The sequence below is a fragment of the Brevundimonas sp. M20 genome, from assembly GCF_006547065.1.
GTDB lineage: Bacteria > Pseudomonadota > Alphaproteobacteria > Caulobacterales > Caulobacteraceae > Brevundimonas.
Genome location: NZ_CP041243.1, coordinates 361,552 through 387,987, shown reverse-complemented (window position 1 = coordinate 387,987; position 26,436 = coordinate 361,552). Strand labels below are relative to the sequence as shown.

The following is a 26,436-nucleotide window of genomic DNA, read 5'->3' as shown; positions in this document are numbered from 1 at the left end:
GGGGCTGCTACGGCCCCTCGACCCTGTAGCCCGCCTGACGCAGCAGGGTCGGCAGGCCGTCCTCGCCGACCATATGGGCCGCGCCGGCGATGACGACGACGCGGCGTTCGGTGCCCATCATCCGCTTGAGCGCCGGCATCCAGCCGTTGTTCCGGTCGACGAGGATGACCTGATACAGGCGCGGCGCCTCGGCCTTCATCGCGGCCATGTCGTCAAGGATCGGCTGGAGGTCGCCCCGGACCCAGGCGTTCTCGATCTCCATGTCGAGTTCGGTTTCCTCATCGAGGGCGTCCAGGGTCTCGATCAGCAACTGCTCGCCCTCGGCGTCGCCGGCTTCGGCGAGCGCCTGCATGGTGGCGTGGAGCAGGGCGTCGGTGTCGAGGGCCTCGGTGCGCTGGTCAGGGCGCAGGGCCGTCTCGATGGTGGTGTCGACCCCCAGATCGCCCGACCGGCCCCGGGCCTCATCCGCCCCCATGTCCAGCATCATGGCGGCGGCCCAGGGGCGCAGCATGTCGAACATCGGGGGCTCGAACCCCTGCGCCTTCGCATGGGCGAGGGCCCGGGCGTAGGTCTCCGCGCTGACGACGGCATGCAGGGGCTGCGGGCTGACCAGATAGCGCAGCATGGGCATGAAGGCCGCCGTCTCCTCCTCTTCGGAGGTGGGCGTCAGGATTTCGAAGACGACGAGATCGGCCCCGGCCAGAGCCTTGTCGAGCGCCTCGCTGCGCCAGTCGACGCCCTCCGGCAGGGCGTGGATGGAGCCGAACAGGACCATCTCGGTGTCCGCATCGCTGACCCGCCAGACCGGCGGATCGGCGCGGGCCACGGCCGGGGAGACCACGCAGAGCGCGAGGGCCGCGAGGCCGGAAATCCACCACTGACGCATGCACACTCCCTTCGACCCGTCAGTCGTGCCGGAAAACCCGGGCGGGAGCTAGCGCTTCTGGCAGACCGGACAGAAGAAGGTCGAGCGGCCGGACTGGACGATGCGTTTGACCACGCCGGTGCAGCCTTCAGCGCGGCAGGGTTCGCCCTCGCGGCCATAGACGTCGAAGCGGTGCTGGAAATAGCCCTGCCCGCCCTCGGCGTTGGCGAAGTCGCGCAGGGTCGAACCGCCCGCCTCGATGGCGTCGTTCAGGACATCGCGGATGACGGCGGCGAGGGTTTCGAGGCGGGGGCGGGAAACCTTGCCTGCGGCGACCAACGGCGAGATGCGGGCGCGGTACAGGGCCTCGCAGACGTAGATATTGCCCAGACCGGCGACGAGCCGCTGGTCCAGCAGGCTGACCTTGATGTTCTGCTTGCGGCCCGCGAACACCTCCGACAGGTGGGCGCCGGAGAAGGCGTTGCCCAGCGGCTCGGGCCCCATGCCCGCGAACCACGGATGGGCTTCCACCTGATCGGTGGGGATCAGGCCCATGAAGCCGAAGCGGCGGGCGTCGGCGAAGCCCACGCGATGGGTGACGCCGTTCAGGGTGGCGCAGAAGCTCATATGCTCGTGCTTGCCCGCGATGGGGGCGGGCTCCTCGAACTCGCCCAGCTGGCGGCCGTCGAGGGTGAAGCGGCCGGTCATGCCGAGGTGGGTCACCCAGGTCTCGCCGGTCGAAAGCCGCATCAGCAGATATTTGGCCCGCCGGTCAATCCGCTCGACCACCGCGCCGTCCAGCCGTTCCGGGAAGCGGTCGGGGAAGGGGAAACGCAGGTCGGGACGGTTCTGGCGCGTCCGATCCAGTCGCGCGCCCTCCATCACCGGCTGCAGGCCGCGTCGGACGGTTTCGACCTCGGGAAGTTCGGGCATGGGCGGCTTCGCGGTGGTTGGTGATCGGTGATTGGTGGGTGGCGCACAGCGGCCGGCGCCATCGGGGCTCCGGTGGTGAACCGGCGACCACCAATCACCAACCCCTAATCACCGGCCGGGCGCGACGCCTAGTCCTTGTAGACCGAGTGACAGCTCTGACAGCCGGCGCGGACCGTGGCCCACTGGGCCGAGAAGGCGGCGGCGTCATCGCCCTGTGAGAGCTGGGACAGGCGGTCGACGGCGGCGGAGAACTCGGCGGCTTTCGCATTGAAGCCGGCGCGATCCGTCCAGACGGCGGGTTTGGCGCCGGTGTCCACGGTGTCCGGATCGGTGCCTTCGGGGAACAGGTCCGGCAGGGTGTGCGCCCAGCGCGCCAGACCACGCACGGCGCCGCGCTGGGTCGAGGGCGCCTGACCGGCGTCGATGGCCGCCTTGATGCCGCCGACGACATTGCCGGACAGGATCATCCCCGCCTGACGGGCCTTCACCAGCGCCTCGGGCGCGCCCTGGGCGTTGGCGGCGCCGCCGAGGCACAGCAGGCCGACGGCGGACAGGATCAGCATTCTCTTCATGGGGTCTCCCTCCCGTTTCGGCGACGGTCGGGCGCGGCGGCGGCGCTGTCAATCGCGCCGCCTCTCGACGGCTGCACAGTTTCGGGTTTAGGTCCGCGCAACATCGGGAGAGGGCCGCATGACGGACGCCACCAACACGCCTGCAACGCCGGGCGGCAAACGCATTGAACTGACGATCCGGGCGCTGATCCTGGGCTGTCTTCTGGCGGTGATCTTCACCGCCGCCAACGTCTATCTGGGCCTGCGGGTCGGACTGACTTTCGCCTCGGCCATTCCGGCGGCGGTGATCGCCATGGCGGTAATGCGGACGTTCCGCACCTCGACCATCTGGGAAAACATGACGGTGCAGACCGTCGCCTCCGTCGGCGGGGCGATGAGCGCCATCATCTTCGTCCTGCCCGGCCTGATCATGGTCGGCGCCTGGCGCGAGTTCCCGATCTGGGAGTCGATCACCATCTGTCTGCTGGGCGGCATTCTGGGGGTCACCTTCTCGATCCCGCTGCGCCGGGCGCTGGTCGTCAACGGCGGCCTGCCCTACCCCGAAGGCGTGGCCGCGGCCGAGGTGCTGAAGGTCGGTTCGCGCGGCGCGGATCAGACCGAAAGCGCGGTGCGGGAAAACAAGGCCGGCCTGTGGGTCGTGGTCTGGTCGGCCGTCGCCTCTGCCCTGTTCGCCTTCCTGCAGGCGGCGCGCGTGTTCGCCGGTGAAGCCGCCCGCTTCGTCAAACTGCCCGCCGCGCTCGGCGGCGGCGCGACCGGTCTGGGCGCCGGGATGCAGTTCGCCCTGCTGGGCGCCGGTCACCTGATCGGCCTGACCGTGGGTCTGGCCCAGCTGTTCGGCCTGCTGGTCGCCTGGTTCATCATCGTTCCGATCATGACCTCGCCGGACTATGTCACCTGGACCGCCGGGATGGGTCTGGAATCGCTGGCCGCCAGCGTGGCGCCGGGCGCATCGGCCGCTGAACTGGCCAATACCGTGTGGCGCAACGAAGTCCGCTTCATGGGCGCGGGCGTCATCGGCGTGGCCGCCATCTGGACCCTGATCAAGCTGGCCGGCCCGCTGGTCGGCGGCCTGACCTCGGCGCTGGCCACCCAGGCAAGGCGCAAGGGCGGCGAAGTGCTGGACCGCACCGAGCAGGACATTCCGATCAACTGGGTCGGCAGCGTCTCCGTCGCCTGCGTGATCGGCATCGCGGCCCTGCTGGCCTTCGTCGCCAACACCCAGCCCGCGCTGGCCGCCACCGCCCCGATGCTGGTCGCGGGCGGCGTAGTCTATGTGGTCATCATCGGCTTCGCCGTGGCCGCGATCTGCGGCTACATGGCCGGTCTGATCGGTTCGTCGAACAGCCCGGTGTCGGGCGTCGGCATTCTGGCGATCGTGGTCGCCTCACTGCTGATGCTGGCCGTCATCGCCATCGCGGGCGTACCGGCCGATCCGGCCTTCATCACCTACGCCCTGATCGTCACCGCCATCGTCTTCGCCGTGGCCGTCATCGCCAACGACAACCTGCAGGACCTGAAGACCGGTCAGCTGGTGGCCGCCACGCCGTGGCGTCAGCAGACGGCCCTGATCGTCGGCGTGGTCGCCGGCGCCATCGTCATCCCCTTCGTGCTGAACGCCATGAACCGCGCGTTCGGCTTCGAGGGTGGACCGGTGGGCATCGCCTCTGAGCCGCTGGCGGCGCCGCAGGCGACCCTGATCTCGGCTCTGGCCAAGGGCGTCATCAGCGGCGACCTGCGCTGGGACCTGATCGGCGTCGGCGCCGTGATCGGCGTGGCCGTGATCATTCTGGACGCCGTGCTGAGCGCGACGACCAAGGGCAAGGTCAAGCTGCCGCCGCTGGCCGTCGGCATCGGCTTCTACCTGCCCGCCGCCATCACGACGATGCTGGTCATCGGCGCGACCGCCGGCTGGCTTTACGAGAAGGCGCTGAAGGGCAAGTCGTTTGAGGAGGTCGGCAAGCGCATGGGCATCCTGATGGCCTCCGGCCTGATCGTCGGCGAAAGCCTGTTCGGCGTGCTGAACGCGGGCGTCATCGGCGGCACCGAAAACGAGGCGCCGTTCGCGGTCTTCGGCATCGGCGAGCACTGGCCGGAAGGCGGCGGCATGCTGACCGGCGCGCTGGTCTTCGGCCTGATCGCCCTAGCGCTGTACAACTGGATCAAGCGCCAGTCGGCCAAGGTTTGACCGCCCTCTGATCGCCGCTTTCGGCGGCGATAAGCGAACATCCGGCGCCAGTGCGTGCTTCACGCGCACTGGCGTTTCGGCGTTCGGGCCTGTATGAGGCGCGCGCCTTCCCTGCAATTACGCCCTGTCCAGCGGCCCGAACCGTTCCGGCCGCCCATTCGCGATACTCAAATGAATCTGCGCAACGTCGCCATCATCGCCCACGTTGACCACGGCAAGACGACCCTGGTTGACCAACTGCTCGCTCAATCGGGCGTGTTCCGAGCCAACGAAGCGACGACCGAGCGCGCGATGGACTCCAATGACCAGGAAAAAGAGCGCGGCATCACCATTCTGGCCAAGGCCACCTCGGTGCTGTGGAACGGCAAGGCCGGCGAGACCCGCATCAACATCATCGACACCCCCGGCCACGCCGACTTCGGCGGCGAAGTCGAGCGCATCCTGGGCATGGTGGACGGCTGCGTCATCCTGGTGGACGCCGAAGAGGGCGTCATGCCCCAGACCAAATTCGTGCTGACCAAGGCGCTGAAGATGGGCCTGCGTCCCATCCTCTGCATCAACAAGGTCGACCGCGCCCACGCTGACCCGGACCGCGTTCACCTGGAAACCATCGAGCTGTTCGAGGCCATCGGCGCCACGCCAGAGCAACTGGACTTCCCGCACATCTACGCCTCGGGCCGCAACGGCTGGGCGACGCTGGACCTGAACGAGAAGTCGGACACCCTGGCCCCGCTGTTCGACCTGATCGTCGAGCACGTGCCGCCGCCCGCCGTGCAGGCCAACAAGGACCAGCCGTTCCGCATCCTGAACGTGCTGATCGAGTCCGATCCGTTCCTGGGCCGCATCCTGACCGGCCGCATCGAGAGCGGCAAAGCCATTCCGGGCATGCCGATCAAGGCGCTGGACCGCGACGGCAAGCAGATCGAACAGGGCCGTATCACCAAGGTTCTGGCCTTCCGCGGCCTGAAGCGTCAGGCGCTGGACGAAGGGTCGGAAGCAGGCGACATCGTCGCCATCGCCGGCATGTCCAAGGCCACCGTGGCCGACACCCTGTGCGCGCTGGAAGTCACCGAGCCGCTGGACGCCCAGCCGATCGACCCGCCGACCATCTCGATGACCGTCGGCGTGAACGACAGCCCGCTGGCCGGTCGCGAAGGCGACAAGGTCCAGTCGCGCGTCATCCGTGACCGCCTGCTGAAGGAAGCCGAGGCCAACGTCGCCATCCGCGTGACCGAGACGCCGGGCGCCGACGCCTATGAAGTCGCCGGTCGCGGCGAACTGCAACTGGGCGTGCTGATCGAGAACATGCGCCGCGAGGGCTTCGAGGTGTCGATCAGCCGTCCGCGCGTGGTCTATCAGACCGGCGAGAACGGCGAGCGTCTGGAGCCCATCGAGGACGTGGTCATCGACGTGGATGACGAGTTCACCGGCGTGGTCATCGAGAAGCTGTCGACCCGCAAGGCCGAACTGAAGGACATGGGCCCGTCGGGCGCCGGCAAGACCCGTATCCAGCTGGCCTGCCCGTCGCGTTCGCTGATCGGCTATCAGGGCGAGTTCCTGACCGACACCCGCGGCTCGGGCGTGCTGAACCGCGTGTTCAGCCACTACGAGCCCTACAAGGGCGCGATCGAGGGCCGCCTGAAGGGCGTGCTGGTGTCGAACTCGGATGGTGAAACGGCGGCCTACGCCCTGTGGAACCTCGAAGAGCGCGGCGTGATGTTCGTCGGCGCCGGCGAGAAGACCTATCAGGGCATGATCATCGGCGAGAACTCGCGGTCGGACGACCTGGACGTCAACCCGATCAAGGGCAAACAACTGACCAACGTCCGCGCCTCGGGCAAGGACGAGGCCGTGCGCCTGACCCCGCCGCGTCGTCCGTCGCTGGAACAGGCCATCGCCTACATCGAAAGCGACGAACTGGTGGAAGTGACGCCGAAGTCGATCCGCCTGCGCAAGTCGGTGCTGAACCCCAGCTTCCGCAAGCGTCGCGTGAAGGAAGACTAGGCTGCGTCGGCGATAGCCGGAGCTTCAGAAGGGCGGGCCGCAGGGCTCGCCCTTCTTGCATTCAGGCCCAGCATGCCGGTCCAGCCGCCGCTGGTCAGCAGGGCGACGTCCAGCAGGGCGAGAGCCAGCGGGGTCGAGGTCGGGGCGGCGATGAAGCAGGGCCGCCAGTCGGGCGCGAACTTGGCCTTCCAGGCGCGCAGGCCCGCGAAGCCGTACAGGGCGCCGCCCTCCTCGAACACAAGGGCGCCGACGCGGGCGAAGACGGGGGCCAGACGACGGTTCTCGAGGCCCGCCAGGGGCGCGCGGCCGAGGTCGAGCCAGCGGTACTCGGCCTCCTTCGCCCATTCGATGGCGCGGATGAACAGATAGTCCATGACGCCGGGGGGCGCATCGGGGGTGAAGCGCATCAGGTCCACCGCCAGCCGGTCGCCGCCGGGCATCAGATTGGCGAAGGCGATGATCCGTCCTTCCTGCCGCACGACAGCGACCGGGGTGAGCGTCAGATAGGCCGGATCGAAACGGCCCAGCGAAAACCCCTTCTCGACCCCGATGTGGTGGGTCAGCCAGACATCGGACACGGCCTTCAGCTGGTCCATGACGTCCGCGGCGCCGCCGGGCGGGAGCATCTCGAAGTTCGCCCCCTCGCGTTCGCAGCGATTGACGGCGGTGCGCAGGTTCTGGCGCGACTTGCCCTGAAGGGTGAAGGCGTGGGTGTCGACCAGGGCCTCCTCGCCGATCTTGCGGACCGCGAGGCCAAGGGTGGCGAGGTCGGCCAGCGCGCTTTCCTCGACCGCATAGAAGACCGGAACGCCGCCGTAGCTGTCGGCCAGCTCGGCGAAGGCCCAGAGCAGGGGCAGACGCTCCTCCTGCGGGCCGACAGGCTCTCCCATGGTGATCCAGCGGCGACCGATGACGCGATAGGCCAGGAAGGTCCGGCCCGAGGGGCTGAACATCAGGGCCTTGTCGCGCAGCATGGCCAGCCAGCCGTCCGGCATCACGCCCTCCCCGGCGTGCAGCACCGTCAGGGCGCGCTGGATATCGGCGTCGTCGGCGGGGCCGTGGCTGCGGGCGCCCGGGGCGGAGATCAGGGACCGTCCGGCGACGATGACGGCCAGCAGGGCGAGAACGGCGCCGACGCGCAGGAAGCCCGACACCTCACGGTCGATCAGCAGGCTCCACCACAGGTCATCGGAATAGGCCACATCGCGATAGGCGAAGAAGCCGAGCCAGAGCATGCCCGCCACCACGGTCAGGACCAGCATCAGCCAGGAAGGCGACAGGGTCTCGAACACCCGCGAGCGACGGTCGAACGCCGCGCGGCAGGGGGCCAGAAGCGCGGCGAGCAACAGCACTTGCGCCGCCTCTTCCCAATCCAGTCCCTTGAGCAGCGAGAAGAAGGCCGCGACGAGCAGGACCACGATGGCGGCCAGCCAGGCGCCCCGCCGACGACGCCAGAGCCCCGCCGACAGCAGCAGGAGGAGGAATCCGGAGATACTGGCCCCGAAGTGGGACAGTTCAATCAGAATCGGCGGCAGGACGGCGCGGATATGATCCAGCCGGTCCTCATAGGCGGGCGTCACGCCGGAAGTCAGCAGCAGGGCGCCCGCGCCGACGCACAGCGCGGCGAAGATCTGGGGTGACACCTCGAACAGCAGGGCCATGGCCCTGCCGATCAATCTGCTCGCCCGCGCGCCGTTTACCTTGAACATGGCGCAGATAGACCCGAAGTCGGCCAATCACGGCAAGCCCAAGGTCATTTTCGGGCAGCTGAAACAAACAGAAACAGGCCGTGTTGGGACCGGGCGAGCAATCTTGCCCGCCCAGATTGAAAGCTGACATCATGCGAAAGACCGCGCTCCTCACCGGCGTCGCCGGCCTGTTCCTCATGACCGCTCCGGCGATCGCCCAGGACGGCACGGCGCCGCAACAAGACCCGTCCGCCCCTCCCGCCTCTGCCCAGCCCCGCTCGCTTGAGCTTCAGCCCGGGTCGCCCGTGGTCGGCTCGGACGGCTTGCCCCTCGGCGTTCTTGAAGGCGTCCGCAACGGGCCTTCCGGACAGGAGCTTACTGTCCGCGGTTCCGACGGCGTGCTTCGCGGCGTTCCGACGTCCGGCGGTCTTGAGCCGCAGGCCAACGGCGTGAAGGTCGGCTGGACGGCGAGTCAGTTCTCCGCCGCGCCCGCGATCGCCGCCGCGCCCGAGCCGTCCGCGCCCCCGGCGCCAGAGCCCATGCCGGAGCCTGCTCCGACGCCGGCCCCTTCGGAACCGACCTCGCCGCCGGAAGCCTCGCCTCCGACCACCGCGCCGGAACCCCGGACAGCGGGCGAACCCACGCCATCGCCGGAGCCCGCGCCGGGCGAAGGCCAGAGCCCTCCCGGCGTCTGATCGACATGACGCAACAGAAAGGGCGGCTCCTCGCGGAGCCGCCCTTTTTTCAGGCCCGACTGATCATCAGGCCTTTCGCTTGAACAGTCCCAGCAGGAACAGCAGCAGGATGGCGCCCAGGGTGGCGACGAGGGTCGAACCGATCCAGCCGCCCCACGAGAAGCCCAGGGCGTTGGCGATGAAACCGCCGAGGATGGCGCCCAGGATACCCACGATCAGATTGGTGAGCAGGCCGTGGTTGCGGCCCATGATCTGTTCGGCCAGCCAGCCCGCGATGATGCCGACGATAATCCAGAAGATGATGGTCATTTCAGCCTTCTCCAAAAAGCAACGCTCGGGCCGGAAACGCCTCGGTCGAGGTCGGGTTGCCTCCACTGGGCAGAACCGCGATTTTCCGTAATCCCCCGGGAGGCGAGCGCGGCATGTCCCTTGCCGCGTGAAGGGCGAGCCGTCCCGCTTCGGGACAGGCGATCCATCAAGGGACCCGGGCCATGGCTTCGGACATCGATCTTCACCTCGGACGTCGGCTGCGTCGCCGCCGTCGCCTGCTGGGCCTGACCCAGCAGCAGCTGGCCATCCAGGTCGGCATCCGCTTCCAGCAGATCCAGAAGTACGAATGCGGCGCCAACCGCATCTCGGCCGCCCGCCTGTGGCAGCTGGCCGAAGCGCTGGAATCGCCGGTGAGCTATTTCTACGACGGGCTGGAAGAGGCCATCGAGCGCCGCGAGGCCGCCAGCCAGGGCGGCGAGATGTTTTCCCGCAAGGAAACGCTCGACCTGATCCAGGCCTACTATCAGCTCGACGAGAAGCCGCGCCGACGCCTGCTGGATCTGGCCAAGTCGCTGCACACGGACGGCTCGCCCGCCTGATGCTTGCCCTAGCGCACGCGACACGGTCGCGTGCTGTGAGGGCGAGGGTTTCCGGACGCGCGTTGCACCGCGTGTCTGATCGGCGGCCCATCCGCGCATTGCACGGCGTCGGAGGGTGACATGACGGCGGGGCGTGAGTATCCCGCCTGTCATGACCGAACATGAGCGCTTCATCGTTGAGCTGGCGAACGCGGCGGCGACCGTCACCCTGCCCTTCTTCCGTTCGGACATCGGGCATGAGGACAAGGGCGGCAAGGCGGGCTTCGACCCGGTCACCGAGGCCGACAAACAGGCCGAGGCCGCGATCCGCAAGCTGATCGCCGAACGCTATCCCGACCACGGCGTGATCGGCGAGGAATACGGCGAGGACCGGCCGGACGCCGAGTTCGTCTGGGTGCTGGACCCTATTGATGGAACAAGAGCGTTCATCTCGGGCCTGCCCCTGTGGACGACGCTGATCGCCCTGCGGGTGCAGGGGAGACCGAGCGTGGGCGTGATCGCCCAGCCCTGTCTGGACGAGATCTTTCTGGGCGGACCATCCGGCGCGCGCCTGATACGCGGCGGTCAGGAGACCCCGCTGAAGACGCGGTCCTGCGAAAAGCTGACCGAGGCGACGATCTCGACCACCGATCCGAACATCTTCAACGGCGCCGAACTGGGCGCCTGGACGCAGGTGCGGGCGGCGGCGCGACTGGCCCGGCTGGGCTGCGACGCCTACGCCTATGCGATGGTGGCGGCCGGAAAGATGGATCTGGTCGCCGAGACCAGCCTGAAACCCTGGGACTGGTCCGCCCTCGTGCCCGTCATCGAGGCGGCCGGCGGCAAGGTGGTCAACTGGCGCGGCGGCGCGCCCGATGACGCCGGACAGGTGCTGGCCGTGGGCGACGAACGCCTGATCGAACAGGCGCTGGTGACTCTGAAGCGGGCAGCGGTTTAGGCCGAGGGCCGTCGGTGGGGGCGGCGCCCGGCTAGTGATTGGTGGTTAGTGATTAGTGGTTCGATGCCGCGACAGGCGGTTGTCGCCCTGACGCAGGCCGACCAACGGCCACCCACGAATCACTAACCACCAATCACTAGCCGGGCTCAGGCCGCCGAAGGTTCCGTGCCCTGTGGGAAGCCCACGTCAGCGGCCGGTTCAGCGGCGGCGGGTTCGGCCGCCGCGGTCGGGCTGAGATCCTCGACCGGCGAGACATAGGCGGCCATGGCGTCGAATTCCTCGAGGAAGACCGCGCGCTTGTCGTCGGTCTCCATGATGACTTCATGCTTGGCGCCGGGAACCTCGACGTAGCGACCACGACCCAGACGGCGGGCCGCCCACTTGTTGGTCTGCTTCCAGACGCGATCATCCTCGCCCGACTGGACCACGGCGACAGGGATGCGGACGGCCTTCAGAGCCTTGGGCTTCAGCGCGCGTTCGCCGACGTCCAGCCCGAAAGCGAGCCAGCCCCAGGTCGGACCGCCGACCGCCAGATGCGGGCAGGCGTACAGTTGCTGCCGCCACTGCTCGTAGCGGGTCTCGTCGGACGTCAGGGCGTCCTTCTCGAAGGTGTGGTCGAAGGGATCGTCGGCGTCGTCAAGGACATAGTCGCCCGCCTTGCCGTGACGCAGGTTCCAGCGCACCGCCAGCTTGACCGACCACATCGACCGTTTGCCGGTCCGGATGCGCAGCATCGGGCTGGACAGGATCGCGCCGGAGAAGCGGCTTTCGCCGTTCTCGAGCGTCATGAGGTTCAGGGCGCCGCCCATCGAATGGCCGACCATGACCCACGGCTTGGGCGCGCGGGCCTCGAAAGCGTCGAGCAGGCGGGCGTAGTCGTCCAGGAATTCCTCGACCGCGCGGGCGTGCCCTTTCAGCCGGTCCGGCAGCAGGCGGGCCGACAGACCCTGCCCCCGCCAGTCATGGGCCAGAACGCACCAACCCCGCGCCAGGAAGTTGCCGATGACCTCAAAATACTTCTCGATCGGCTCGGTGCGGCCGGGGCTGAGCACCACGGTGCCGCGCGGCTTGCGGGCCACCAGAGCCGAGGGCGTCCAGAAGGCGGCGCGCAGACGCAGACCGCCCGCGCCGCGGAACCACTCTCCCTCGCCGCCGGGAGGCGAGGAAGCGCCCGGAACGCCCATCAGGGGCGCATTGGCGGCATAGGCGGCGGCTCGGTTCACTCAGGCTTCCTGAATTTCAAGGTCATGCGGTCGCTTTCCCCGATCTCTTCATACTTCGTTCGATCAAAGCTCGGGTCCGGCGGAGAACCACGCGCCGCGGTCAGGCGCAGCGGCGGCAAGGTGTCCACTCCAAAGGGATGATCCTTGGTATCCCTTTCATTCGCGTTGATTTCCGACGCAGCGACGAAGGCGAAGCCCGCTTCGGCGGCCAGTTGTCTGACGAACGCTTCCTGCACGTATCCGTTCGCGGCGACCGGGTCCTGGTCCTCCTCGGGACCGAGACGGTGTTGCTCGACACCCAGAATGCCGCCGGGACGCAGGGCCGCCCAGGCGTCGGCGAAGGCCTTTTCGGCGATGCCCGCGGCCATCCAGGCATGGATGCTGCGCATGAACAGAACCAGATCGGCGGTTCCGGCGGGGGCCACCGGTCCGGAGGTCGGGCCGAAGCTGGTCAGCTCGATCTCGCCATACAGTTTGCGGTCGTTGGCGAACCGCTGCTGGAAGGCGCCCATGAGCTGGACCTGCGCCGGATCCGCGCCCGGTCCGGTCTGATAGCCGGCGGCGATATAGTGACCGGCGCCCTCGGCGAGATAGGGGGCCAGAATCTCTGTGTACCAGCCACTGCCGGGCCAGAAATCGACCACGGTCATGCGCGGCTGAAGGCCGAAGAAACGCAGGGTCTCCATCGGATGGCGGGCGCCGTCACGCCAGCGGTCCTGGGCGCGCCAGGGACCGGCCACGGCCCACTCCAGCGAGCCCTTGGGCGGACCGTTGGGGGTTTCCGGCGGCTCGGCGGTCTGTTCCTTCTTCCCGCAGGCGGCCAGACCGACGAGGGCCGAGGCCGCAACGCCGGACAATACGCCCCGGCGAGACAGCAACGGTCGCAAACCCTCGGTGATCTTCGTCATGCACGGCCCCCGCGGAGCGGTCGGACCGCCACCGGAGCGGAGGGCTTAACCTTGTTCCCGCGCAGGGTCAAAACCGGGATCGGAAGCGGCACCTGCTTACTCCGGCTTGCGGAATCGCAGGGTCATGCGGTCGCTCTCGCCGATCGCGTCGAAGCGAGCGCGCTCCTCCTCCGTCAGGGGCGTGGGGCGATCATTGGCGTTGCCCTCACGCGGCGCGCTCACCCGCGTCGGCGGCAGGGTCCAGACGCCGAAGGGGTGATTGTGGTCATCGGCCGGATTGGCGTTCAGTTCGCTTCGCCCCTCCAGCACGAAGCCCGCGGCCTGGGCGGCGTGGATCACATAGCTTTCGGAGACATAGCCGGTCGGGGCGGTCTGGTCGGCGTTCAGGCCTTCGGCGCCGCGATGCTGCTCGATGGCCAGAACGCCGCCCGGCTTCAGCGCCTTGAAGAAGGCCGCCATATAGGGCGCGGTGCGACCGGCGCGGTGCCAGTTATGCAGGGCGCGGGCGACCACGATCATGTCCGCCGATCCGTCCTCGACCCCCATGCCCTCCAGCGGGCGATTGACCCCGACATAGCGGCCACCGGTCGCTGCCGCATAGGGCTCGAGGATGTTTCGCCACCATCCGGCGCGGCCCGGCTCGATCTCCACCACCGTCAGGCCGGGACGCAGGCCCCAGAACGTCAGGGTCTCGAAGGGATGGCGGGCGGCGTCACGGGCGCGATCGGCCTCGGGACGGGTCGGGGACGCGACGGCGGCCTGCAGGGCGGCGTCTTCCTGAAGTTCGGGCGGAAGCATGGCGGCGCGGCGGGCCGAACGTTGGGACGGGCTTTCATCCAGAGACGGGAGCGTCGGCAGCGCCTGGGCCATGGCGGCGGTCGGGACAAGGAAAGCGCTGGTCGCGGCCAGAAGGGTAAGTCGCATCGGGGAGCCCCGCTTCATTTGAAGGAGGCGCGACCCTGACGGCGGAGGGCGGCAGGGGCAAGATGCATCACGTCCTGCGCGACACGATCACGCGCTCTTGACGTCGAAACGCGGCTTCCCATCTGACTTTCCGAGGCCGCCGATGTCGGGGCCTCCGGAGCGCGCGGGGCCGATCACGGGCCGCACGAGCCGAACTCCCATCCTCGGTCCGGGCAACAAACCGCAGGACCGACAACCTTGCTGATCCTCAGGAGGATGACACATGCGTACCTATGATTTCTCGCCGCTCTACCGTTCGGCCGTCGGCTTCGACCGTCTGGCCAGTCTGCTGGAAAGCGCCGCGCGCACCAGCCAGGAGAACGGTTGGCCGCCCTACAACATCGAGACCACCGGCGAGAACGCCTATCGCATCGAGATCGCCGTCGCTGGCTTCACGCCTGACGAGCTGAACATCGAGGTGAAGGAGAACCTGCTCACCGTGACCGGTCGCAAGACCGCCAATGACGATGCGGGCGCCGAGCGCAACTTCCTGCACCGCGGTCTGGCCGAGCGCGATTTCGAGCGCCGGTTCCAGTTGGCCGATTATGTGGTCGTGAAGACCGCCGACCTGGCGAACGGCCTGCTGTCCATCGAGCTGGCCCGTGAACTGCCGGAAGCGCTGAAGCCCCGCCGTATCGAGATCGGCGGCGGTTCGAAGCTGATCGAAGACAAGAAGACCAAGGCGGCGTAAGCGTCGTCAGACCAGAAGCCGAACCCTGAAGGTTGGCCGAACCCGGCCTCAAGCAGCCGACAGGCGCCAGGCCAAAAGAAGAGAGGGGCGGCGCGATGCGTCGCCCCTTTTCTATGCCTGAAGCGCCGCGTCCAGGCCCTTGGCGCCGAAGGTGGCGGCGCCGCGAAGCTCGGCCTGGCGCAGGCTGGCGCCGTGCAGGATCGCCCGATTCAGAGCGGCGTCGGTCAGGTTGGCGCGCTTCATGTCCGCGCCCGAGAGGTCCGCGCCCTTGAGGCTGGCGCCGGTCAGGTCGGCGGGCATCAGGCGGTCGGCGGCGATCATCAAGGGCCCGAGCTGGGCCTCGCGCAGGTCCGAGCCGTCGAGACGGGACCGGGCCAGACGGGCGCCGCGCAGATCGGCGCCGCGCAGGTTGACCGAGCGCAGGTCGGCGCCTTCCAGATGCGCGCCCTGAAGCTGCACTCCGCCCATGTCGAGGCCGTAGAAAACAGCGCCCTTGGCCGACAGGGCCGTCAGATTGTAGCCGCGGATGGACTTCAGCGCCCGCAGGTCGACGCCGTCGAAGACGGACGGCTGGCCCGAGGCGCCGCCGGTCTCGCACCACTGGGCATGTTCGGACAGCATCTCGGCGGCGGGCATCTTGCCCACCGGCTCACCGGCGGACCGGTTGTCCGTCAGGGCGCCGGCCATATCGGCGCCGTCGGTGCGCCACATGGCGGATTTCACCCCGACCAGTACGGCGTCACGCAGGTCGGCGCCCGTCAGGTCCGCGCCGGACAGGTCGGCGCCGGCGAGGTTCGCGCCCTTGAAGCTGGCCTGTTTCAGGTTGGCGCGGACCAGTTTGCAGTCCTTCATCACCGCGTCCGAAAAGTCGGCGGCCACAGCGATGACGCCGGTCAGCTTGGATCGCTCCAGATTTGCGCCCGCCAGACAGGCCCCCTGGGCCGTGGTGTCGCGAATGGAGCGGGCCTCGACCACCCGGAAGCCGAGCCGGGAGTCCGCCGCGGCGATGGTGCCTTCGCGCAGGTCCGCCTCGAACAGGTCCGCGCCGGTCAGGTCCGCGCCGCGCAGGCAGGCGCCGCGCAGATCGGCCCGTCGCATGCTGGCGTCCCGGAAGACGGCGTCCTGCATGTCGGCCCCGAAGAAGGTCGCGTTATCGAGCCGCGCGCCGGTCAGGTCGCAGTCGATCAGGCAAGCGGCGGCGAAATCGGCGTCGGCCAGATTGCGCCCGGCCAGAGACAGGCCCGTCAGGTCCATCCAGGCGAAGACCGCGCGGGCGCCCCCCGGCTTGGCCTGCCACAGACGGTCGTGCCGGACGCAGATGGCGTCCAGTTCCTGTTGCGTCAGCCGCTTTCTGGCGGCCGGGGTTTGGGCATTACTTCCCGACATTGCCCCGGATTGGCACAGGCGACTTAAAAAAACGTGTGTTTCTAATGCCCTGTCGTGAGCTAGCTGGTCAGCAGGCCCTGTTCGCGCAGGGCTTCGGCCAGTTCGCCGGGGCCGACCCACAGACGGGTGTAACCGGCCTCGCCCAGTCGCTTGAGTTCGGTCGACAGGTCCGCGCGCGACGAGGCGGCGAAGCGGGCGTCGAAGCCCTCGCCGGTCTCGCTGATGCGAACCATGGGGCGGCCGGTCTCGACCCGGTGCAGATAGCCTTCGTACAGGACGGCGGCCTCCTGCGAGAGCAGGCCGGTTTCGACCTCCAGCCCGGCCTTGGTCAGCCGCTCGACGCCCCGGCCCGAGGCGAAGGGCGAGGGATCGACAGCGGCCACGACCACGCGGGTCACGCCCGCGTCCATCAGGAAGTGCGAGCAGGAGGTGCGGCCCGATGAGCGGGCTCCGCAGGGCTCCATGGTCACATAGGCGGTCGCGCCCTTCGCCTTCTCGCCCGCCGCGGGGACCGCCTGTTCCTCGGCATGGGGGCGGCCGCCGGGGGCCGTGGCGGCCTCGGACACGACCTCGCCGTCCTTGACGATCACGCAGCCGACCGCCGGGTTCGGCCAGGTCTGGCCCATCCGCGCCCTGGCGAGCGCGATGGCCCGGCCCATGAAACGGATGTCGTCGGAGGCCTGCTGAGCGGTGGTCATGGCTCAGGCTCCGGCGATCGGCGGCAGCGGGGTGGCTCGGCTGTCGTCCAGATAGCGGGCGGCGGTCGGGGTCAGCGACGCGTCCAGATCGATCTCCAGCGGGTTGCCGGTCGGGATCTCGACGCCGACGATCTGATCGTCGGGCGCGTTGAACAGGTGCTTGACGATAGCCCGCAGCGAATTGCCGTGGGCGGCGATCAGCACGTCCTCGCCGGCCCTGAGGCGCGGGGCGATGTCGGCGTCCCAGTAGGGCAGGACGCGATCCAGCGTGGTCTTCAGGCTCTCGGTGTCCGGAATGGCCTTGCCGGCGTAGCGCGGGTCCGTGGTGAAGTCCCATTCGCCGCCCGGCGCCAGCGGAGGCGGCGGAATGTCATAGCTGCGGCGCCAGATCTTCACCTGATCCTCGCCGTGTTTGGCGGCGGTCTCGGCCTTGTCCAGCCCGGTCAGGCCGCCGTAGTGGCGCTCGTTCAGACGCCAGTCCTCGACTACCGGAACATCCCTCAGACCCGCCGAGTCCAGCGCCAGGGCGCCGGTGCGTTTGGCCCGACGCAGGACCGAGGTGAACATGACGGCAGGCTTGAAACCGGCTTCCGCGATCAGTTCGCCGCCGCGACGCGCCTGCGCCTCGCCCTCGGCGGTCAGGTCCACATCGACCCAGCCGGTGAAGCGGTTTTCGAGGTTCCACTGGCTCTGGCCATGGCGCAGCAGGATCAGGCGGGGCATGCGGGTCTCCGAAAGTCTGTGCATCGGGGGTAGGCCGGGGGTTGAAAGGGGTCAAGCTCTGGACCGTCCACGATGGTTCGCACCCATCACGACGTTCGCGCGTTGTTGCGGCGCCCGAGCCGCCGGGGCTATCAAGGCGCACCTTCGCCGGGACCGCATCGGTCCGGCAAAACAGGACATTCCATGCTGAAGCCCCGCGCCGACCTTCGTCCCAACACCGCCGAGTACGAGATCACCCCTCTGGTGAAGGCGACCGGCTTCCGCGAGTACGACGCGCGCTGGGTGCTGGAGAAGGAAATCAACCTGCTGGGCATCCAGGCGCTGGGCCTGGGTCTGGCCACCTATATCCACGAGATCGGCCAGACGCCGAAGATCGTCGTGGGCCACGACTTCCGCAGCTATTCCCTGTCGGTGAAGCAGGCGTTGACCCTGGGCCTGCTGGAAGGCGGGATGGAGGTGCTGGACATCGGCCTGGCCCTGTCGCCCACGGCCTATTTCGCCCAGTTCGAACTGGGTGCGCCCTGCGTGGCCATGGTCACCGCCAGCCACAACGAGAACGGCTGGACCGGCGTGAAGATGGGCGCCAATCCCCCGCTGACCTTCGGCCCCGACGAGATCGGCCGCCTGAAGGAGATCGTGCTCGAAAATCAGGGCGTGGCGCGCGCCGGCGGGACCCTGACCCGCATCGACGGCTTCCGCGAGAAATACATCGCCGACATCGTCTCGAAGGTGAAGCTGACCCGTCCGATCAAGGTGGTGGCGGCCTGCGGCAACGGCACGGCCGGCGCCTTCGCCCCCGAAGCCCTGCGCCGGATGGGCGCCGAGGTGATCGAGATGGACACGGACCTCGACTACACCTTCCCCAAATACAATCCGAACCCGGAAGATCACGCCATGCTGGTGCAGATGGCGGCCAGGGTGAAGGAAACCGGCGCCGATCTGGCGCTGGGCTTCGACGGCGACGGCGACCGCTGCGGCGTGGTGGACAACACCGGCGAGGAGATCTTCGCCGACAAGATCGGCCTGATGCTGGGCCGCGACCTGTCGGCCCTGCATCCGAACGCGACCTTCGTGGTCGATGTGAAGTCGACGGGCCTCTACAAGACCGATGAGGTGCTGAAGGGCAACGGGGCCGAGACCGTCTACTGGAAGACGGGTCACAGCTACATCAAGCGCAAGACGGCCGAGCTGGGCGCGCTGGCGGGCTTCGAGAAGTCCGGCCACTTCTTCTTCAACGCCCCGCTGGGCCACGGCTATGACGACGGCATCGTGGCCGCGGGCGCCGTTCTGGCCATGCTGGACCGCAATCCGGGCAAGAGCCTGTCGGAGCTGAAACAGGCCCTGCCGGACGCCTGGACCAGCCTGACCATGTCGCCGCACTGCGACGACGAGCTGAAGTACGGCGTGCTCGAGCGGATCGTGGCCGAGTACAAGGCGCTGGCCGATGCGGGCGGGGAAATCCTGGGCCGCAAGATCGTGGAAGCCATCACCGTCAACGGCGTGCGCGTGCACCTTGAGGACGGCAGCTGGGTTCTGGTCCGCGCATCGTCCAACAAGCCGGAACTGGTGGTGGTGGTCGAGAGCATGCGGTCGGAAGACGACATGCGCGCCCTGTTCCGCGACGAGGTGAAGCCTCGTCTGGCGAAGTACGAGGAGATCGGCGCCTACAATCAGGAGATTTGATCTCCTGATTTGACCCCCCTCCCGGCGCGGTCCAGAACCCGATCAAAAGGGGGCGTCGTGACCGGGAACATCCAGCATGTCGTGATCGTGGGCGGAGGCTACTCCGGCGCCATGCTGGCCGCGCGACTGGCCGAGAGCGGGATCGCCTCGACCGTCATCGACCGGGGCGGAGACTTCGGGCTGGGCGTCGCCTATTCCACGCCGTTCGACGGCCACCTGCTGAACGTGCGGGCCAACCGGATGACGGCGGTGGAGGGGCGTCCGGACGACTTCGTCGACTGGCTGGCGGCGAACCACCCGGACCGCGCCGATCCCGAAAGCTTCGCGCCCCGGCGGCTGTATGGCCTCTATGTGCAGGACCGGCTGAAGGCCGTGGACGCCGCCCATCCGGGCCTGATCACCCGCATCACCGGCGAAGCCGCGGCGGTCGAAGGGACCACCGTGAGACTGGCTGACGGCCAGGTCATCGCGGGCGACGCCGTGGTTCTGGCCACCGGTAACCCGGCGCCGAAGACGGCGGCCGATGAGGCCGGAAGCCGGGTCATCTCCGACGGCTGGGCGCCCGGCGCGCTGGACCGGATCGGCGAGACGGATGATGTGATCGTGGTCGGAACCGGCCTGACCATGGTGGACATGGTGCTGTGGCTGGAGGCCCGCGGCTGGCGCGGCCGGGCGAAGACCCTGTCGCGCCGGGGCCTGACGCCACGCGGCCACGAGGCCCGGCCTGACACGCCCGTGCCGCCCACGGACGAACTGCTGCGTGCGGCGCCGTCGAAGCGACTGCACGAGGCTCGGCGGCTGGCGAAGGAGACGACCTGGCGCGGGGTGATGGAAGGCCTGCGCCCGATCACCGCCGACCTGTGGCGTGACGCCGACACCGCGACCCGCGCGCGACTGGTGCGCCACCTGCGTCCCTGGTGGGACGTGCATCGCCATCGCATAGCCGACAGCATCGCCGCCGCCCTGACCGCGCTGGAGACGGCGGGCTGCCTGACCGTCGCGGCCGGGCGCGTGTCGAAGATCGAGCAGGACGCCGAGGGCGTGACCCTGACCTGGAAGCCCCGGAGCGGCCCGGCGCAACCCCCGCTGACGGCGCGTTGGCTGATCGACTGCACCGGACCGGGGCATGACCCGGCGAAGGACGCGCTGACCGGACCGCTGCTGGCCTCGGGCCGGGCGCGGCTGGACGCCCTTCGGCTGGGACTGGACCTTGACGCGGAGGGTCGGGTGCTGGCCGCCGACGGCACGCCGGACCCACGCCTGCTGGTGCTGGGCCCGCCCGCCCGCGCCGCCTTCTGGGAAACCATCGCCGTGCCCGACATCCGCAAGCGGATCGAGGCTGTGGTGAAGACGCTGACGGAAACGCCCGTATGAAACGCCTGATCGCCCTCCTGCCCCTGCTGGCCCTGCCGGGTTGCGATCTCCCGGTGATGACCGCGCCGACGGCGACGCCCATGGCGGTCGAGAGCTGCATCCTGCCGACCCGCCTGCCCGCGCCGCACATGGAGGCGGTGAAGCCGGAGGATGTGGTCGCCGACCGGCCGATCCTGTTCCACATGCTGGCGGTGACCTGGATGCCCGAGACCTGCCGCAACGGCGGGGACGGTCAGGGGGATATGGCCTGTTCCGGGCCCAATAGGTTCGGCTGGACCCTGCACGGCCTGTGGCCGAACTCGGATGGGCGGCCCTATCCGCGCTACTGCCGGGCGGCGACGCGGGTGTCCGACGCCACCATACGCGCCGAACTGTGCCGGACGCCGTCGGTCGATCTGGTCCAGCATGAGTGGGCCGCGCACGGCACCTGCGGCTGGGACACGCCGGAAGCCTACTTCGCCCAGTCGGCGCAGATGTATGACAGCCTGGCGCGCCCCATGCCGCGCGAAGGAATGACCGCTGGCCAGCTGCGCGACGCCTTCGCCGCCGCCAACCCGGGCCTGCCGCGCGACAGCGTCTACATCGCCACCACGGACCGGGTGCGGCTGCGTGAGGTGCGCATCTGCAACGACCTGTCCTTCAACCCGCGTTCCTGCCCCGGCGGCGAGGTGGGCGCGCCGGACGCCACCGTGCTGACGGTGGAACCGGTGCGGCCTTAACCCGCCGCCTTCACCGCCGCCGAGACATCAGCGACCACCGCCTTCACCAGCGTCTCGTCATCGCCCTCGGCCATGACGCGGATCAGTTTTTCGGTGCCGGACGGGCGGACCAACAGTCGGCCCTGACCGTTCAGGCGGGCCTCTGCGTCGGCGATGGCGGCTTTGACCGTGGCGTCTTCGAGCGGCTTGCCGCCGGTGAAGCGGACGTTCTCCAGCAGTTGCGGGACCGGGTCGAACTGGCGGGCCAGTTCGCTCATCGGGCGGCCGCTCTCGACCAGAACGGCCAGCACCTGAAGCGCCGACATCAGGCCGTCGCCGGTGGTGGCGTGGTCGTGCAGGATGATGTGGCCCGACTGTTCACCGCCCACGTTGAAGCCGCCCTCGCGCATCCGCTCCATGACGTAGCGATCGCCGACCTTGGTGCGTTCCAGCGTCAGGCCCTCGGCGTTCAGCGCGCGCTCGAGCCCGAGATTGGACATGACGGTGGCGACCAGTCCGCCGCCGGTCAGCAGGCCGCGACGGGCCCAGTCCAGCGCGACCAGCGCCATGATCTGGTCGCCGTCGACGATCTGGCCCTTCTCGTCGCAGATGATGACGCGGTCGGCGTCGCCGTCCAGAGCGATGCCGATGTCGGCGCCGTGCGCCTTGACCGCCTCGACAAGGGTTTGCGGATAGGTGGAGCCGCAGTTCTCGTTGATGTTCAGGCCGTTGGGCTCGACGCCCACGGCGATGACCTCGGCGCCCAGTTCATACAGGGTGGTCGGCGCGACCTTGTATCCGGCGCCGTTGGCGCAATCGACGGCGATACGCAGCCCTTGCAGGCTGAGCCCCTTGGGGAAGCTGGCCTTGGCGATCTCGACGTAGCGGGCCTGGCTGTCGTCGATCCGCTTCACCCGGCCGATCCGGTCGGCGTCGGCCAGACCGGCGCCGAGATCCTCGTCCATCATCGATTCGATCTTCAGCTCGACCTGATCCGACAGCTTGTAACCGTCCGGGCCGAACAGCTTGATGCCGTTGTCGAGGTAGGCGTTGTGCGAGGCCGAGATCATCACGCCGATATCGGCGCGCATCGAACGGGTCATCATGGCCACGCCCGGCGTCGGCAGGGGGCCGAAGGTGCGCACGTCCATGCCCGCCGCAGAGAAGCCCGCCACCAGCGCCGGCTCGATCATATAGCCCGACAGGCGGGTGTCCTTGCCGATCACCACCAGATGGCGCCGGTCATCGGACGACATGAACATCCGTCCCGCCGCGAGGCCTACGCGCAGGGCCACTTCGGGCGTCATGGGGTGGGTGTTGGCGCGTCCGCGAATGCCGTCGGTGCCGAAGTAGCGTCGTTCAGCCAAGTCCAGTCTTCCGTGCTTGCGATACGCCGTAACCTTGCGAAACCGCTTTTCAGGTGCAAATCCACGTTGTCGTCGCCTACATCGGCGCTGACAGACAAGGGTCGGCTTAGACCCTCCCGCGCCGAGGTGCAAAGCGCGGACTCCTGATTGAGCTGAGGACTTCTCCCATGTGCGGCATCATTGGCGTGACCGGAACCGGTCCGGCGGTTCCCCGTCTGATCGACAGCCTGAAGCGGCTGGAATACCGCGGCTATGACTCCGCCGGGGTGGCCGCGCTGGTCGACGGCAAGATCGAGCGCCGCCGGGCCAAGGGCAAGATCCGGGAGCTGGAGGCCGTGCTGGCCGCCGAGCCCCTGACCGCGACCATCGGCATCGGCCACACCCGCTGGGCGACCCACGGCGCGCCGACGACGGCCAACGCCCACCCGCACAAGGCGGGCCGGGTGACGCTGGTGCACAACGGCATCATCGAGAATTTCGCCGAGCTGAAGGCCGAGCTGGTCTCCGAAGGGCACGCCTTCGAAAGCCAGACCGACACCGAGGTGGTCGCCCACCTGCTGGACAGCGAGCTGGCCAAGACCAACGACCCGCTGGTCGCCTTCAAGACCGTGCTGGATCGCCTGACCGGCGCCTATGCGCTGGCGGTGCTGATCGAGGGCGAGGACGGCCTGATCCTGGGCGCCCGTCGCGGCAGCCCGCTGGTCGTCGGCTGGGGCGAGGGCGAGATGTATCTCGGCTCGGACGCGCTGGCGGTCGGCCCCTTCACCACCAAGATCAGCTATCTGGAGGAAGGCGATTTCGTCGCCATCGACCGGAACGGCGCACGCATGTTCGACGCCTCGGGCAAGGCGGTGGATCGCGCCATCGTGCAGGTCTCGGCCTCGTCCGCGCTGGTCGAGAAGGGCGAATACCGGCACTTCATGGAGAAGGAAATCCATGAGCAGCCGGACAGCGTCCAGCACACCCTCAGCCACTACCTCGACTTCGTGAACGGCAAGGCCAAGGTCGACGAGATCGACTTCGCCGCCGTGGATCGTATCCAGATCGTCGCCTGCGGCACCGCCTTCTACGCCGGCCAGATCGGCCGCTACGCGTTCGAGAAGCTGGCGGGCCTGCCCTGCGACGTCGAGATCGCCTCGGAGTTCCGCTATCGTCACCCGGCCCTGACCAAGGGCACGCTGGCGGTCGCCGTCAGCCAGTCGGGCGAGACCGCCGACACTCTGGCAAGCCTGACCTGGTGCAAGGCGCAGGGGCTGAAGACGGCGGCTCTGGTCAACGTCCACTCCTCCTCGATGGCGCGCGAGGCCGCGACCCTGTGGCCGACCCACGCCGGACCGGAAATCGGCGTCGCCTCGACCAAGGCCTTCACCGCCCAGGTCGCCGCCCTGCTGGCTCTGGCCGTCTCGGCGGGCGTACAGCGCGGCCGCATCGACCCGGCGACCGAGGCCGAACTGGTCAAGGCCCTGTTCGAGGCTCCGCGCCTGATCGCCGAATCCATGGGCATGGAAGCGGCCCTGAAGGAGGTCGCGCTGGACCTGTCGAAGGCGACGGACGTGCTGTTCCTCGGTCGCGGCTCGATGTTCCCGCTGGCCATGGAAGGCGCGCTGAAGCTGAAGGAGATCAGCTACATCCACGCCGAGGGCTATGCCGCCGGCGAGCTGAAGCACGGGCCGATCGCGCTGGTGGACGAGAAGACCCCTATCGTGGCCCTGGCCCCGCTGGACGAGGTGTTCGAGAAGACGGCCTCCAACCTTCAGGAGGTCGCGGCGCGGGGCGGCCCGGTCATCATGATCGCGCCGAAGACGGCCCCCGATCCGCACGGCGCCGGCATCCGCCGGGTGGACGCGCCGGAGTGCCATTCGCTGATCGCGCCGCTGATCTACGCCATCCCGGTGCAGCTGCTGGCCTATTACACCGCCGTCCAGAAGGGCACCGACGTGGACCAGCCGCGCAATCTGGCGAAGTCCGTCACGGTCGAATGATCGCTTCTTTGATGAAATGCGTTAGGGTCCCCGACCCTTCTGTTCAGGACTGTTCATGACCGCCCATTCTCGCCGCCTGCGCAAGGCCGTGCTGCCCGTCGCGGGCCTCGGCACCCGCGTCCTGCCCGGCACCAAGACCACGCCCAAGGAACTGCTGAATGTCGTCGACCGGCCGATCCTGAGCTATATCGTCGAGGAAGCCCGCGAGGCGGGCATCGAGCACATCGTCTTCGTCACCGGGCGTTCGAAGGGCGCCATCGAGGACTATTTCGATCACCAGATCGAGCTCGAAGCCCAGCTGGCCGCCAAGGGCAAGACCGAGATTCTGGCGATGATGAACGCCGAACTGGCCAGCGCCGGCGAGATGAGCTTCACCCGCCAGATGCAGCCCAAGGGCCTCGGCCACGCGGTCTGGTGCGCCCGTGACATCATCGGCGACGAGCCGTTCGCGGTGATCCTGCCGGACGTGATCGTCGACGGTCAGCCCGGCGCGCTGAAGCAACTGGCCGACGTCTATGCCGAGGTCGGCGGCAACGTCATTGGCGTGGAACAGGTGCCGGAGAGCGAGACCCACAAGTACGGCATCGTCGATCCGGATGGCCGCGACGGAAACCGCATCCACATGCGCGGCATGGTCGAGAAGCCCGCCATGGGAACGGCTCCGTCAAACCTGTCGATCTCAGGTCGCTACATCCTGCAGCCGGAAATTTTCAACATTCTGGAGACGCAGGAACGCGGCGCGGGCGGCGAGATCCAGCTGACCGACGGCATGGCGAGGCTGATGACCGACCAGTCGTTCACGGCGGTCGAGTACGCGGGCGTCACCCACGATTGCGGCGACAAGATCGGCCTGCTGCGCGCCAACGTGGCGCTGGCGCTGAAGCGCGCCGACCTCGGCGAGGCGGCGCGCGCGGCTATCGCCGCGCTGCTTTAGGAGACGGGCGCGCCGGGCTCAGTGCGAGGGGCTGGGCGCGCGGACCGTGCCGCCGCGGATTTCGCAGATGTTGTCCTGCTGCGGGCGCCCGGACTGCTGGCCGGTCGGGGACAGGATGCCGCCGCGCTCCCGGCAGCTGTCCGCGAGTTGCTGCAACTCGGTATTGTAGCGATCCGCGCCCGGCGCGGTCGCGCAGGCCGTCAGGGCCAGACCGAGGACGACGGGAGTGAAGGCGATCAGCTTACGCATGGTGTTCTCCTGCTGTCAGGACAATGTCGGGGCCTGACTCCGGTTCCGCTCGACCGCCTCGACCAGACGATCAAGATCGGCGGGCGAGGACAGACGATGATCTCCCTCTGCGATCAGGTCCAGCGTGATATCGCCGCCCTGAAGACGTTCGGTGAGCTCGATCTGATGACGCCACGGAACGACATCGTCCTTCCGCCCCTGAAGAACATGGACCGGCGCGGTGATGTCGATGACGCCGTCCAGCAGCAGCCAGCTTCGGGCTTCCTCGAACATGTGGCGGGTCAGGACGTACTCGCCCAGCCCTTCCTCGGTGATCAGAGCCTCCCCGTCGCGAATAATGGCCTGACGGATGTGGTCGGCCAGTCCGGGCCACATCAGCCGCTCGGTGAAGTCCTGCGCCGGATTGACCAGCACCAGCCCCGCCACCCGTTCGGACCGGGCGAGAGCCGCCAGCAGGGCCACCCAGCCGCCCATGGACGAGCCGACCGGGATGACCGGCCCCTCAAGGTTGTCGATCAGGGCGACGGCGTCCTCCCGCCAACGGCCGATCGTGGCCTTGCGCCAATCGCCGGACGACACGCCGTGGGCGAAATGGTCGTAGCGGACATAGTTCCAGCCCCGCTCGCGCGCGGCGGCGTCCAGCGCCAGCGCCTTGGTTCCCTCCATGTCCGAGCGGAAGCCGCCGATCCAGATCACCGTCGGGCCGGTCCCGGTCACCCGCTTCAGGGCCAGGGTCTCGCCGTCGGGGCGGGCCAGGCGTTCCAGATCATCCATGGCGGTTCCTCTCGCGAAATCGTTCCGGGACTGAT

General features: G+C 68.5%; 26 protein-coding genes. 12 read left to right on the top strand and 14 right to left on the bottom strand.

The window, feature by feature from the left end:
• Positions 1 to 7: 7 nt before the first annotated feature.
• From FKQ52_RS01975 to FKQ52_RS01965, 3 genes are all read right to left on the bottom strand, one after another.
• Positions 8 to 886 (bottom strand): TraB/GumN family protein, encoded by an 879-nt coding sequence (locus FKQ52_RS01975; RefSeq protein ID WP_141625627.1) that lies wholly within the window; start codon positions 884 to 886, stop codon positions 8 to 10.
• A gap of 48 nt (positions 887 to 934) precedes the next feature.
• Positions 935 to 1,798 (bottom strand): bifunctional DNA-formamidopyrimidine glycosylase/DNA-(apurinic or apyrimidinic site) lyase, encoded by an 864-nt coding sequence (gene mutM / locus FKQ52_RS01970; protein ID WP_141625626.1) that lies wholly within the window; start codon positions 1,796 to 1,798, stop codon positions 935 to 937.
• A 128-nt stretch (positions 1,799 to 1,926) separates the two neighbouring features.
• Positions 1,927 to 2,370 carry a cytochrome c gene (locus tag FKQ52_RS01965; protein WP_141625625.1) on the bottom strand — a complete coding sequence of 148 codons (444 nt, stop codon included), beginning with the start codon at positions 2,368 to 2,370 and terminating at the stop codon, positions 1,927 to 1,929.
• 118 nt (positions 2,371 to 2,488) lie between these two features.
• Here FKQ52_RS01965 and FKQ52_RS01960 point away from each other — a divergent pair, with 118 nt between their 5' ends.
• Complete coding sequence (locus tag FKQ52_RS01960; RefSeq protein WP_141625624.1) at positions 2,489 to 4,555, top strand: OPT family oligopeptide transporter; 2,067 nt, start codon at positions 2,489 to 2,491, stop codon at positions 4,553 to 4,555.
• Between the two features lie 171 nt (positions 4,556 to 4,726).
• Positions 4,727 to 6,559: a translational GTPase TypA gene (gene typA / locus FKQ52_RS01955; RefSeq protein ID WP_141625623.1), complete on the top strand. Its 1,833-nt coding sequence runs from the start codon at positions 4,727 to 4,729 to the stop codon at positions 6,557 to 6,559.
• Here the strand turns inward: typA and FKQ52_RS01950 are convergent.
• Positions 6,556 to 8,220 carry a GNAT family N-acetyltransferase gene (locus tag FKQ52_RS01950; RefSeq protein WP_240811710.1) on the bottom strand — a complete coding sequence of 555 codons (1,665 nt, stop codon included), beginning with the start codon at positions 8,218 to 8,220 and terminating at the stop codon, positions 6,556 to 6,558. The two genes, typA and FKQ52_RS01950, sit on opposite strands and share 4 nt — an antisense overlap.
• Here FKQ52_RS01950 and FKQ52_RS16330 point away from each other — a divergent pair.
• Complete coding sequence (locus tag FKQ52_RS16330) at positions 8,219 to 8,395, top strand: hypothetical protein (RefSeq protein ID WP_168196749.1); 177 nt, start codon at positions 8,219 to 8,221, stop codon at positions 8,393 to 8,395. The two genes, FKQ52_RS01950 and FKQ52_RS16330, sit on opposite strands and share 2 nt — an antisense overlap.
• Positions 8,396 to 8,399: 4 nt before the next feature.
• Entirely contained in the window at positions 8,400 to 8,942 is a 543-nt protein-coding gene (locus FKQ52_RS01945; RefSeq protein ID WP_240811709.1) for a hypothetical protein, read from the top strand.
• Between the two features lie 66 nt (positions 8,943 to 9,008).
• On the opposite strand, the gene FKQ52_RS01940 is transcribed toward FKQ52_RS01945, so the two are convergent.
• Entirely contained in the window at positions 9,009 to 9,251 is a 243-nt protein-coding gene (locus FKQ52_RS01940) for a GlsB/YeaQ/YmgE family stress response membrane protein (RefSeq protein WP_141625621.1), read from the bottom strand.
• Positions 9,252 to 9,433: 182 nt separating this feature from the next.
• Here FKQ52_RS01940 and FKQ52_RS01935 point away from each other — a divergent pair, with 182 nt between their 5' ends.
• Positions 9,434 to 9,811, top strand: a complete 378-nt coding sequence (locus FKQ52_RS01935; RefSeq protein ID WP_141625620.1) for a helix-turn-helix domain-containing protein — start codon at positions 9,434 to 9,436, stop codon at positions 9,809 to 9,811.
• A 151-nt stretch (positions 9,812 to 9,962) separates the two neighbouring features.
• Positions 9,963 to 10,748: a histidinol-phosphatase gene (gene hisN / locus FKQ52_RS01930; protein WP_141628188.1), complete on the top strand. Its 786-nt coding sequence runs from the start codon at positions 9,963 to 9,965 to the stop codon at positions 10,746 to 10,748.
• 146 nt (positions 10,749 to 10,894) lie between these two features.
• Here the strand turns inward: hisN and FKQ52_RS01925 are convergent, their stop codons facing one another.
• From FKQ52_RS01925 to FKQ52_RS01915, 3 genes are all read right to left on the bottom strand, one after another.
• Entirely contained in the window at positions 10,895 to 11,971 is a 1,077-nt protein-coding gene (locus FKQ52_RS01925) for an alpha/beta fold hydrolase (protein ID WP_141625619.1), read from the bottom strand.
• The gene (locus FKQ52_RS01920; protein ID WP_141625618.1) at positions 11,968 to 12,879 is read right to left on the bottom strand and encodes a class I SAM-dependent methyltransferase; all 912 of its coding nucleotides are present in this window, start codon (positions 12,877 to 12,879) and stop codon (positions 11,968 to 11,970) included. Before FKQ52_RS01920 ends, FKQ52_RS01925 begins: the two co-directional genes overlap by 4 nt.
• Before the next feature lie 96 nt (positions 12,880 to 12,975).
• Positions 12,976 to 13,803: a class I SAM-dependent methyltransferase gene (locus tag FKQ52_RS01915; RefSeq protein ID WP_141625617.1), complete on the bottom strand. Its 828-nt coding sequence runs from the start codon at positions 13,801 to 13,803 to the stop codon at positions 12,976 to 12,978.
• A 262-nt stretch (positions 13,804 to 14,065) separates the two neighbouring features.
• On the opposite strand from FKQ52_RS01915, the gene FKQ52_RS01910 reads away from it, so the two are divergent.
• Positions 14,066 to 14,533, top strand: coding sequence for an Hsp20 family protein (locus FKQ52_RS01910; protein WP_141625616.1), 468 nt, complete (start codon positions 14,066 to 14,068; stop codon positions 14,531 to 14,533).
• A 111-nt stretch (positions 14,534 to 14,644) separates the two neighbouring features.
• Here FKQ52_RS01910 and FKQ52_RS01905 read toward each other — a convergent pair whose 3' ends face one another.
• The 3 genes from FKQ52_RS01905 to gpmA are packed head-to-tail and all read right to left on the bottom strand — an operon-like array spanning position 14,645 to position 17,340.
• Complete coding sequence (locus FKQ52_RS01905) at positions 14,645 to 15,919, bottom strand: pentapeptide repeat-containing protein (RefSeq protein WP_141625615.1); 1,275 nt, start codon at positions 15,917 to 15,919, stop codon at positions 14,645 to 14,647.
• A gap of 59 nt (positions 15,920 to 15,978) precedes the next feature.
• Positions 15,979 to 16,617, bottom strand: a complete 639-nt coding sequence (ribD, locus tag FKQ52_RS01900; protein ID WP_141625614.1) for a bifunctional diaminohydroxyphosphoribosylaminopyrimidine deaminase/5-amino-6-(5-phosphoribosylamino)uracil reductase RibD — start codon at positions 16,615 to 16,617, stop codon at positions 15,979 to 15,981.
• Positions 16,618 to 16,620: 3 nt separating this feature from the next.
• Entirely contained in the window at positions 16,621 to 17,340 is a 720-nt protein-coding gene (gene gpmA / locus FKQ52_RS01895) for a 2,3-diphosphoglycerate-dependent phosphoglycerate mutase (protein ID WP_141625613.1), read from the bottom strand.
• Positions 17,341 to 17,523: 183 nt separating this feature from the next.
• On the opposite strand from gpmA, the gene FKQ52_RS01890 reads away from it, so the two are divergent.
• From FKQ52_RS01890 to FKQ52_RS01880, 3 genes are read left to right on the top strand one after another with little or no spacing between them, the layout of a single operon-like run.
• A complete protein-coding gene (locus FKQ52_RS01890; protein ID WP_141625612.1) occupies positions 17,524 to 19,023 on the top strand; it encodes a phosphomannomutase/phosphoglucomutase in 1,500 nt (499 codons plus the stop codon).
• A gap of 57 nt (positions 19,024 to 19,080) precedes the next feature.
• The gene (locus tag FKQ52_RS01885) at positions 19,081 to 20,397 is read left to right on the top strand and encodes an FAD/NAD(P)-binding protein (RefSeq protein WP_141625611.1); all 1,317 of its coding nucleotides are present in this window, start codon (positions 19,081 to 19,083) and stop codon (positions 20,395 to 20,397) included.
• Entirely contained in the window at positions 20,394 to 21,116 is a 723-nt protein-coding gene (locus FKQ52_RS01880) for a ribonuclease (protein ID WP_141625610.1), read from the top strand. The genes FKQ52_RS01885 and FKQ52_RS01880 overlap by 4 nt, the downstream gene beginning before the upstream one ends.
• On the opposite strand, the gene glmM is transcribed toward FKQ52_RS01880, so the two are convergent.
• Positions 21,113 to 22,462, bottom strand: a complete 1,350-nt coding sequence (gene glmM, locus FKQ52_RS01875) for a phosphoglucosamine mutase (protein WP_141625609.1) — start codon at positions 22,460 to 22,462, stop codon at positions 21,113 to 21,115. The two genes, FKQ52_RS01880 and glmM, sit on opposite strands and share 4 nt — an antisense overlap.
• A 167-nt stretch (positions 22,463 to 22,629) precedes the next feature.
• Between glmM and glmS the strand changes: the two genes are divergently transcribed.
• Complete coding sequence (gene glmS / locus FKQ52_RS01870) at positions 22,630 to 24,444, top strand: glutamine--fructose-6-phosphate transaminase (isomerizing) (protein ID WP_141625608.1); 1,815 nt, start codon at positions 22,630 to 22,632, stop codon at positions 24,442 to 24,444.
• Between the two features lie 55 nt (positions 24,445 to 24,499).
• Entirely contained in the window at positions 24,500 to 25,378 is an 879-nt protein-coding gene (gene galU / locus FKQ52_RS01865; RefSeq protein WP_141625607.1) for a UTP--glucose-1-phosphate uridylyltransferase GalU, read from the top strand.
• Positions 25,379 to 25,396: 18 nt separating this feature from the next.
• Here galU and FKQ52_RS01860 read toward each other — a convergent pair whose 3' ends face one another.
• Positions 25,397 to 25,627, bottom strand: coding sequence for a hypothetical protein (locus FKQ52_RS01860; RefSeq protein ID WP_141625606.1), 231 nt, complete (start codon positions 25,625 to 25,627; stop codon positions 25,397 to 25,399).
• Between the two features lie 15 nt (positions 25,628 to 25,642).
• Complete coding sequence (locus tag FKQ52_RS01855; RefSeq protein ID WP_141625605.1) at positions 25,643 to 26,401, bottom strand: carboxylesterase; 759 nt, start codon at positions 26,399 to 26,401, stop codon at positions 25,643 to 25,645.
• Between the last annotated feature and the right edge of the window lie 35 nt (positions 26,402 to 26,436).